The organism is Phocaeicola coprophilus DSM 18228 = JCM 13818 (genome assembly GCF_000157915.1).
Classification (GTDB): Bacteria; Bacteroidota; Bacteroidia; order Bacteroidales; family Bacteroidaceae; genus Phocaeicola; species Phocaeicola coprophilus.
Genome location: NZ_EQ973650.1, coordinates 283,132 through 292,579, shown reverse-complemented (window position 1 = coordinate 292,579; position 9,448 = coordinate 283,132). Strand labels below are relative to the sequence as shown.

8 protein-coding genes and 1 pseudogene are annotated in these 9,448 nt (G+C 44.4%); 7 read left to right on the top strand and 2 right to left on the bottom strand.

The window, feature by feature from the left end:
- Positions 1-53 precede the first annotated feature (53 nt).
- Positions 54-1,028: an ROK family protein gene (locus BACCOPRO_RS15640; RefSeq protein ID WP_008145162.1), complete on the bottom strand. Its 975-nt coding sequence runs from the start codon at positions 1,026-1,028 to the stop codon at positions 54-56.
- 142 nt (positions 1,029-1,170) lie between these two features.
- Here BACCOPRO_RS15640 and BACCOPRO_RS15635 point away from each other — a divergent pair, with 142 nt between their 5' ends.
- The 5 genes from BACCOPRO_RS15635 to BACCOPRO_RS15615 all read left to right on the top strand — a co-directional run bounded on the left by BACCOPRO_RS15635 (position 1,171) and on the right by BACCOPRO_RS15615 (position 6,895).
- Positions 1,171-1,890 (top strand): ABC transporter ATP-binding protein, encoded by a 720-nt coding sequence (locus BACCOPRO_RS15635; protein ID WP_008145159.1) that lies wholly within the window; start codon positions 1,171-1,173, stop codon positions 1,888-1,890.
- An 8-nt stretch (positions 1,891-1,898) separates the two neighbouring features.
- The gene (locus BACCOPRO_RS15630; RefSeq protein WP_008145156.1) at positions 1,899-3,149 is read left to right on the top strand and encodes an ABC transporter permease; all 1,251 of its coding nucleotides are present in this window, start codon (positions 1,899-1,901) and stop codon (positions 3,147-3,149) included.
- Positions 3,150-3,151: 2 nt separating this feature from the next.
- Entirely contained in the window at positions 3,152-4,396 is a 1,245-nt protein-coding gene (locus BACCOPRO_RS15625; protein WP_008145155.1) for an ABC transporter permease, read from the top strand.
- A gap of 66 nt (positions 4,397-4,462) precedes the next feature.
- Positions 4,463-5,560, top strand: coding sequence for an efflux RND transporter periplasmic adaptor subunit (locus BACCOPRO_RS15620; protein WP_008145154.1), 1,098 nt, complete (start codon positions 4,463-4,465; stop codon positions 5,558-5,560).
- Positions 5,561-5,563: 3 nt separating this feature from the next.
- Positions 5,564-6,895, top strand: a complete 1,332-nt coding sequence (locus tag BACCOPRO_RS15615; protein WP_008145153.1) for a TolC family protein — start codon at positions 5,564-5,566, stop codon at positions 6,893-6,895.
- Positions 6,896-7,025: 130 nt separating this feature from the next.
- Here BACCOPRO_RS15615 and BACCOPRO_RS15610 read toward each other — a convergent pair whose 3' ends face one another.
- Entirely contained in the window at positions 7,026-7,949 is a 924-nt protein-coding gene (locus BACCOPRO_RS15610) for a helix-turn-helix domain-containing protein (RefSeq protein ID WP_008145152.1), read from the bottom strand.
- A gap of 191 nt (positions 7,950-8,140) precedes the next feature.
- Between BACCOPRO_RS15610 and BACCOPRO_RS15605 the strand changes: the two are divergent.
- Positions 8,141-9,250 (top strand): annotated as a pseudogene (locus tag BACCOPRO_RS15605) (efflux RND transporter periplasmic adaptor subunit).
- Between the two features lie 13 nt (positions 9,251-9,263).
- Positions 9,264-9,448, top strand: a 185-nt coding sequence (locus BACCOPRO_RS18125) for an efflux RND transporter permease subunit (protein ID WP_008145149.1), incomplete at its 3' end; no start/stop codon positions are given.

Here is a 9,448-nt window from a genome sequence, read left to right as displayed (position 1 = left end):
CGGGGATATATGCCACACGGCACATATCCCCGTCCATTTAAACATCAGACGAATTAATTGTCTCTAACTTCCCAACCCAATGCACTGGCACCCAAAACGGCTGCATCAGCATCTTTCAACTGGGAAAGCAACAACTTGGTTTTTCCTTCGTAGATCTTCAGTACATTTTCTTCCATCGCTTTCTGAACCGGCTTCATGATATAATCACCAGACTTAGCCAGACCACCAAAGAGGATAATTGCTTCAGGACTGGAGAAAGCAATGAAGTTTGCCAAAGCTGTACCAAGGATAGTTCCTGTATATTCGAAAATATCCTGAGCCAGTTTGTCACCCTTAACAGCTGCATCATAAACATCTTTCGACACAATTTCTTCTGCCGGAATGTTTCTCAGCAAACTAGGACCTGTACGCTGTACCAAAAACTCACGAGCAGTACGGGCTACACCCGTAGCTGAGCAATAAGTTTCCAAACATCCTTTACGTCCGCAACCGCAAGCACGTCCTTCCGGATTCACAATAACATGACCCAATTCTCCAGCAAAGCCATCGTGACCATATACCAACTGACCGTTGATTACGATACCACTACCAACTCCTGTACCTAAAGTGATCATGATAAAATCCTTCAAACCGCGAGCTGCACCATAAGCCATTTCACCAATTGCTGCAGCATTTGCATCGTTTGTTAACGCCGTCGGAATGCCTAACTTTTCTTCAAACATGGCAGCCAATGGAATCACTCCCTTCCAAGGAAGATTCGGGGCAAATTCAATTGTACCATTATAGTAGTTACCATTCGGAGCGCCGACACCCATACCTTTAATTCTCTCTGCACCGCCAACCTGCTGCAGCAGCGGAAGAAGTTTCTTGCACACAGCATCAACATACTCGTCGATTTTATCATACTGCTGTGTCTTTACTGAATCAGAAACTAACACATTACCACGAGAATCGACAATACCAAATACTGTATTTGTACCACCGATATCCATTCCTACCACATAAGGTTTTTCCATGTTTACAGTCATGACATTACATTTTTTAGGGTTAATTCTATCACGCAAATGTATAGAATACCACTAAACAGAGCAAATTTTTTTTCATTTATTTATCGAATATCTGTAACTTTTTCTAACTTCGCAATGTCTAACAAACACAAGCAAAAGAAACATGATACATTTGAAAGACATCAACAAGACCTATCACAACGGAGCACCGCTCCATGTATTGAAGGGAATTAATCTCGACATCGAGAAAGGAGAATTTGTCTCCATTATGGGAGCTTCGGGCTCAGGTAAATCTACACTGCTCAACATCCTTGGCATTTTGGACAATTATGATTCAGGAGAATATTACCTGAATGATGTCCTGATCCGGAATCTGAGCGAAACCAAAGCTGCTGAATACCGGAACCGAATGATCGGATTCATTTTTCAGTCGTTCAATCTTATTCCGTTTAAGAATGCCATGGAAAATGTAGCTCTTCCTTTATTCTATCAAGGGGTAAACCGGAAAAAGAGGAATCAGCTGGCGCTGGAATATCTGGATAAACTGGGACTCAAAGAGTGGGCTCATCACATGCCTAACGAACTTTCCGGCGGACAGAAACAGCGGGTAGCCATTGCCCGGGCACTAATATCAAAGCCTCAGATCATCCTGGCTGATGAACCGACCGGAGCCTTGGACAGTAAAACCTCCGTAGAAGTCATGCGGATACTGAAAGAGCTCCATGATAAAGAAGGACTGACAATCATTATTGTTACGCATGAAAGCGGAGTCGCCAATCAAACCAATAAGATTATCCACATTAAAGACGGGGTCATCGAACGGATTGAAGATAACATTGATCACAATGCTTCACCTTTCGGAAAGAACGGATTTATGAAATAGCATGTGTTATGATTGATCTGATACAAGAAATATATGGAACCATCCAACGCAACAAACTGCGTACGGTTCTTACCGGATTCTCTGTCGCATGGGGAATCTTTATGTTAATAGTTTTGCTGGGAGCAGGAAACGGACTGATCAATGCTTTTGAAGGACAGACACGGGACATGAAAATGAATTCTATGAAAATCTATCCCGGATATACTTCCAAGCCTTATAACGGATTAAATGAAGGAAGAAGCATTTCACTGGATGATACAGACAGAGAACTGACTGCTACTGCATTCTCGAAGAATATTATCACGACAGGAGCTACCATCAGCAAAGGAAGCGTTTATCTCAACTTCGAAAAAGAAAATGTAAGCATATCACTTGATGGGGTTTTCCCCAGTTATCCGGAACTGGAAGCAATCAAAATCAAGAAAGGACGTTTCATCAACGAACGCGATATGAAAGAACGCCGCAAAGTGATTGTATTGCATGAGAAAACAGCCAAACAACTTTTTCCCAAAAGCCAACCTCTAGGAAAGTACCTCAACGCACAAGGTGTTTCTTATCAGGTCGTAGGGATCTATACAGACCAAAACAGTTTCTCTCCGTCGGCTTTGATTCCCTTTACTACCTTGCAGGTTGTATATAATAAAGGTGACAGTATTGACAACATCACATTTACAACCCGGGGACTTACCAGTGAAGCCGAGAACGAACTGTTTGAGAAAGATTACCGTCAGGTTATGGGAAGCAAAAAAATGTTTGCGGCAGATGATGACGGTGCTATATGGATATGGAACCGCTTTACCCAATATCTCCAGCAACAGGCAGCCAATCAGACCTTACACATTGCGATCTGGGTAATCGGAATCTTTACGTTGCTGAGCGGCATTGTGGGAGTCAGCAACATCATGCTGATTACCGTGCGCGAACGTACTCACGAATTCGGCATACGAAAAGCACTGGGAGCAAAACCTTCCTCCATTCTATGGCTGATTATATCTGAAAGCGTTGTCATCACAACATTCTTCGGATACATCGGCATGGTAGCCGGAATTGCCGTTACCGAGTACATGAACAAAGTGGCCGGAACGCAAACCATGGATGCAGGCTTGTTTAGCGTAACAGTCTTTGAAAATCCGACAGTAGATATTCACATCGCTATCCAGGCCACCCTGACACTTATTATTGCCGGAACTCTGGCCGGTCTTTTCCCTGCAAGAAAAGCTGTCCGCATCCGGCCTATTGAAGCACTTAGAGCAGACTGATTATGAAACAATTTGATCTAGATACGTGGGAAGAAATACTTGTCACGATCACACGAAACAAGACACGAAGCCTTTTAACCGCATTCGGTATATTCTGGGGAATCTTCATGCTGATTTCTCTGCTGGGCGGTGCGAAAGGCATGCAGGAAACATTGTCACTCCAGTTTAAAGGATTTGCCACAAATTCCGGATTCATGGGTACGAACCAGACAAGCAAGGCTTACCGGGGATTCCAGCAAGGACGTTACTGGGATCTGGAAAACAAAGATGTAGAACGGATCCTGCGCAATGTGGAAGGAGCAGATGTCGTTACTCCGACACTTGCACGCTGGGGAGTGAACATTGTCTACAACGAACAAAAGATCTCCGGAACCCTGAAAGGACTCTATCCTATTTACAGCCAAATAGAAGAACCCCTGATCACGCAAGGGCGCTACCTGAACGATATGGATGTAAGAGATAACCGGAAAGTTTGCATCATCGGCAAACAAATCTATGAATCCTTATTCCCGGGAGGAGAAAACCCCTGCGGAAAATACATCGAAATCAACGGTATCTATTATCAGGTGATCGGCGTAAACATGGGAACAGGAAATGTTTCTATCCAGGGAAATACGGAAACTTCTGTTATCATTCCATTCAGCACCATGCAGAACAATTATAATTTCGGTCAGAAAGTCCAGATGATTGCCTATACTGCACGGAAAGGATATGCCATCAGCGAAGTGGAAAAGGATATCGCCAAAATTGTGAAACAGGCACATCTGATCCATCCAGACGATGACCAGGCACTTGTACAGCTGAATGCCGAAGTTCTTTTTGGCATGATGGACAACCTTTTCTCAGGCATACGCATCCTGGGATGGATGGTCGGTTTGGGAACCTTGCTTGCAGGGGCGATCGGAGTCAGCAACATCATGATGGTTACAGTGAAAGAACGTACCACAGAAATCGGCATCCGGCGGGCGATCGGTGCACGGCCCAATGATATTCTCCAGCAGATTCTTTCAGAAAGTATTGTACTGACAAGCCTTGCAGGAATGAGCGGAATTACCTTTGCGGTCTTTCTTCTGAACATCGTAGAAAGCGCCACATCGACTCCGACAGCACCAATCCATTTTCAAATCAGCTTCTGGCAGGCAATCGGAGCTTGCATTTTGCTGATCATACTTGGACTTTTGGCCGGACTGGCACCCGCATACCGGGCCATGGCCGTAAAACCAATTGAAGCAATCAGAGACGAATAAACCAATATAAAAACGACAAACAAGTGAATATTAACCCATTTATTAACAAAACAAACACCTTTTCTTATGAAAAAGTACATTAAAATAGCTCTGCTGGTAGTTCTGGCATTGATTTTCATCGGAACCTTTGTATTCCTCTATCAAAAATCCCAACCCAAAGAAACTATTTATGACGTATTGACTGCTGAAAAAGATACGTTAGTGCAAACCACCGTAGCAACCGGAAAGATTGAACCACGCGATGAAGTCCTGATCAAACCTCAGATCTCGGGTATCATTGCCGAAGTCTATAAGGAAGCCGGACAAAAAATCAAGAAAGGAGAAGTTATTGCTAAAGTCAAAGTAATCCCGGAACTTGGTTCACTGAACGCCGCTGAAAGCCGGGTAAGACTGGCTGAGATGAACGGACGACAGGCCGAAACCGACTTGCAGCGCATGGAGAAACTGTATAAAGGCAAACTGGTCAGCAGTGAAGAATACGAAAAAACTCTTCTGACAACCCAGCAGGCCCGTGAAGAACTTCAGGCAGCTAAAGATAATCTGGAAATCGTAAAAGAAGGTATCACGAAAAACAGTGCTTCGTTCAGCAGCACACTGATCCGATCCACAATTGACGGATTGATTCTGGACGTACCTATAAAAGTGGGTAACTCCGTTATCATGAGCAATACCTTCAATGACGGAACCACCATCGCTACCGTGGCAGACATGGGTGATCTGATCTTCCGCGGAAACGTAGATGAAACGGAAGTGGGACGCATTCACGAAGGAATTCCCGTAAAAATCACTTTAGGAGCTTTACAGAATATGCAGTTTGATGCCACTCTGGAATATATTTCTCCGAAAAGCACGGAAAACAACGGAGCCAATCAGTTTGAAATCAAAGCAGCCATCCAGGTGCCGGACAGCGTAACGATCCGTTCAGGCTACAGCGCCAATGCTGAAATGGAACTGCAGCGTGCCGACAATGTAGTTGCCATTGCTGAAAGTGCCATTGAATTCGAAAATGATTCAGCCTTTGTCTATGTCCTGACCGACAGCGTACCGGTCCAGAAGTTCGAACGCCGTTCAGTGACTACCGGAATCAGCAACGGTATCAAGATCGAAATCAAGAAAGGATTGAATGCAGGTGAACAAGTACGCGGACTGAAGAAAGGAGAATAAGCCATGATAACAACCAAACAAAAATATCTCGCAACATTAACTTTTTGTGCCTGCACACTCTCTGTCCAGGCACAGGAGGTCTGGAGCCTGAAACAATGTATCAACTATGCCATCGAACATAACCTGACCATCAAGCAACAGGAAGCAAGCCGTGACCAGAGTGAAGTGGAATTGAATACAGCCAAATGGAGCAGACTGCCCGATTTGAACGGAAGTGCTTCCCACTCTTTCAACTTCGGCCGAAGCCTGCAGGCTGATAATACTTACCAGAGTATCAATACACAGAACACCGGTCTGAATCTGACAACCAGTGTCCCGTTGTTTACCGGTATGCAGATTCCTCACAGCATTTCACTGGCCAAACTGAATCTGAAAGCAGCCATCGAGGATCTGAACAAAGCCAAAGAAGATATCAGCATTCAGGTTGCATCCGCCTATCTGCAAGTTCTGTTCAATGAAGAACTGGCTAAGGTGGCCCACCAGCAAGTCAGCTTAAGCCAGGAGATGCTGAAGCAGAAAGAAGCCTATTACCAGAACGGCAAAGCCTCAGAAGCAGAATGGCGCGAAGCGCAGTCGCGTGTGGCACAAGACCAACTGTCTGCCGTTCAGGCCGACAACAATTACCAACTGGCCCTACTCGACCTCAGTCAGTTGCTGGAACTGCCTTCTCCGGATGACTTCCGCATCGTTTCACCTGAAGTAGACGAACAAGCCCTGACTGCTTCGCTCACCTCGCCGACTGAAATCTATTCACAGGCGGTACTTTCAAAACCTTCAATCCTTGCAGCACAGTATCGTCTGGAAGGAGCACGGCACAACATTCGTATTGCCCAAAGCCGATATTATCCGCAATTGAACTTCGGTGCCGGTCTGAGTACGAACTATTATAATGTCTCCGGACGGGAAAACGGAAACTTCGGTGCACAACTGAGAGACAATTTCAGCCAGTATATAGGTCTTTCTCTGAGCATTCCTATCTTCAACCGGTTCAGTACCCGCAATCAGGTGAGAAGCGCACGCATCCAGCAAAGCAATCTGAACTGGCAGCTGGAAGAAAGTAAAAAGACACTCTACAAAGAAATCCAGCAAGCTTACTACAATGCTCTGGGTGCTGAAAGCAAATTGCAGAGCAGCCGTACGGCCGATGAAGCAGCCGAAGCCTCCTTTCTCCTGATGAAAGAGAAATATGCCAACGGGAAAGCCAATGCTACTGAATATAACGAAGCAAGAACAAACTGGATGAAAGCCGTATCCGATCGTATTCAGGCCAAATACGACTTTATCTTCCGGACCAAAATCCTGGATTTCTACAAAGGTGTTCCTCTCACCTTATAAAGCATAATATATGACCCTTCGATGCCCCGTAATCGTATATACGTTGGAGCCTCATCGTACTACTCGATGACCCGCAAACGTATATACGTTGCGGCCTCATCGTATATATAATTTTTCAGAAGCCAGCTTTTCATTCAGGCCCGATCTCTGTATGTTTCTTTTCCAGACTCCTGAAAGCAGAAGGTGTCATTCCTAAATGCTTTTTTACATATTGGGCAAAAAAGGACACATTAGAGAACTCAAAGTCCATGGCTATTTCCTTAATACTTTTATTCGAATATTTCAGTTCCAGAATGATGTGCTCTATTGCATTCTCATAAATAAGCGTCAATGCCCGCTTACCGCTCACCTGTTTGATAACCCGTGACAAATATTTGGGAGAATAACAAAACATTTCCGCATAATATTCCAGCGTACGATGTTTTCCATTATCCGCAGCCAAAGCTTCCATAAATTGCTTGAATATAAAATCCGGCTGTGCCACCAGCCCTGTATCAGTGCGCAACTCCTTGTCCACTGATTTTCGGGTCGTTTCCGCAATCATTTCTTCAAAAAAAGCCGAAGCAATATACAACAGTATTTCTTTTTGAAGTTCATCCATTTCAGCCTTGACCTTATGCTCCATCAGATTCAGATACAGGGAAAAATAGTTACTTTCATCCTCTTCAAAATGCTTGACCGGCTGATTCTGGATATAACAGATAGACTTCCACGTATACTTCTTGGTCTGGGTCAGCCTACGAATAAAACGGTTGGAAAAGCAAATTACCCGGGCACGGCAGTTCGGACTTGTCAGCACCTGCGCAATCAATGTATTCGGCAAACTGACAATTAAATCATTATGCCGTAAGATACGAGACACATTGTTCAATTCCAGCCTGATCTCACCTTCCAGACAATAGATCATGAGAAACATATCGAGCTTAACATTTCTGTTCTCCTGAAACACATCCTCCAGCCGATCCGACAGAAACAGATAATCATCTGCATAACAGCCTTGTCTGGCTTTCCGCTGAAGCATATCCAAATTTATATGTTTGATAATCTCTTCCATCTTTTAATTTTTCTGCAAAGATGGGGAATAATCCGACAGGTTATCTATTCCATTTTCACCTATCTCTATTCTGTTTTCCACTTTCAGGCCATCCGACAATGCTCCAAGGAAAAACAGAACATTTCTGTACGAAAATTCATAGCATGCCGTATGAAACGAGAGACTACTTTTGCACGAACAAAAAAATGAATATGACAAGAGAAATCAAAAAACTAAAAACATGGCTCATGTTAACAGCCATCTGCGCAATAGGAGCAACCTCCTGTAAAACAGAAACCAAGCAGAACGAAAGCAAGAACTACAAACTACAAACTGCCCGGGCTGATACGGACAAGGAAATCACAACAGCCTATTCTGCTTCCATCGAAGGAATGCAGGACATTGACATCTATCCTCAAGTAGCCGGATACATCGAAAAGCTGAATGTCTCGGAAGGGGATATTGTCCGAAAAGGAGAAATCCTGTTTGTCATTGACCAGGTTCCCTACAAGGCAGCGCTGCAAACGGCCATCGCCAATGTAGAAGCTGCCCAGGCTAATCTGGCAACAGCCGAGCTTACCTATAAGAGTACTCAGGAACTATATGCCAAAAAGGTTGTCTCCAGTTTCAATCTTCAAACAACCGAAAATGCCTATCTCACTGCAAAAGCACAATTGTCACAGGCTAAAGCGCAAGAAGTAAATGCCCGAAACGACCTTTCCTATACAGAAGTGAAGAGTCCAAGTGACGGAGTCGTCGGCATGCTGCCTTACCGGGTAGGAACCTTAGTCAGTTCAAACATGCCACAACCTTTAACCATCGTGTCCGACAATTCAAATATGTATGTTTACTTTTCCATGACGGAGAATCAGTTTCTCTCTCTGGCCCGCCAGTATGGAACAATAGAAAAAGCCTTGTAAGATATGCCGCCTATCCAGCTTCAGCTCAATGACAACTCCATTTACGATGAGCCGGGAAAGATTGAGTCTATCAGCGGCGTCATCGACAAAGAAACAGGAACCGTGGGAGTACGTGCTGTTTTCCCCAATGCTTCCCGCCTCTTACACAGCGGTGCTTCCGGAAAGGTACTGATTCCAAGTAGTTATAAGCAATGTATCCTCATTCCACAAAGTGCCACCATCAAATTACAGGATAAAATACTGGTTTATAAAGTTGTTGACGGAAAAGCTGTATCAACTCTGATCAAAGTAGCTCCGGTCGACGACGGAAAAGAATACATCGTACTGGACGGACTCAAAGCCGGTGATGAGATTGTTGCCGAAGGAGCCGGAATGGTCCGCGAAGGCACACAGGTCAAATAATTAACAGAAGCTTATGAAAGGAAACGTATTCATCAAACGGCCTGTCATGGCCTTGTCTATATCCATTTTGATTCTGATCGTTGGATTCATTTCACTTTATACCCTTCCCGTAAAACAATATCCGGATATTGCTCCGCCGACCGTGCGCGTGGAAGCAACTTATACGGGAGCTGATGCCGACGCCGTGATGAACAGTGT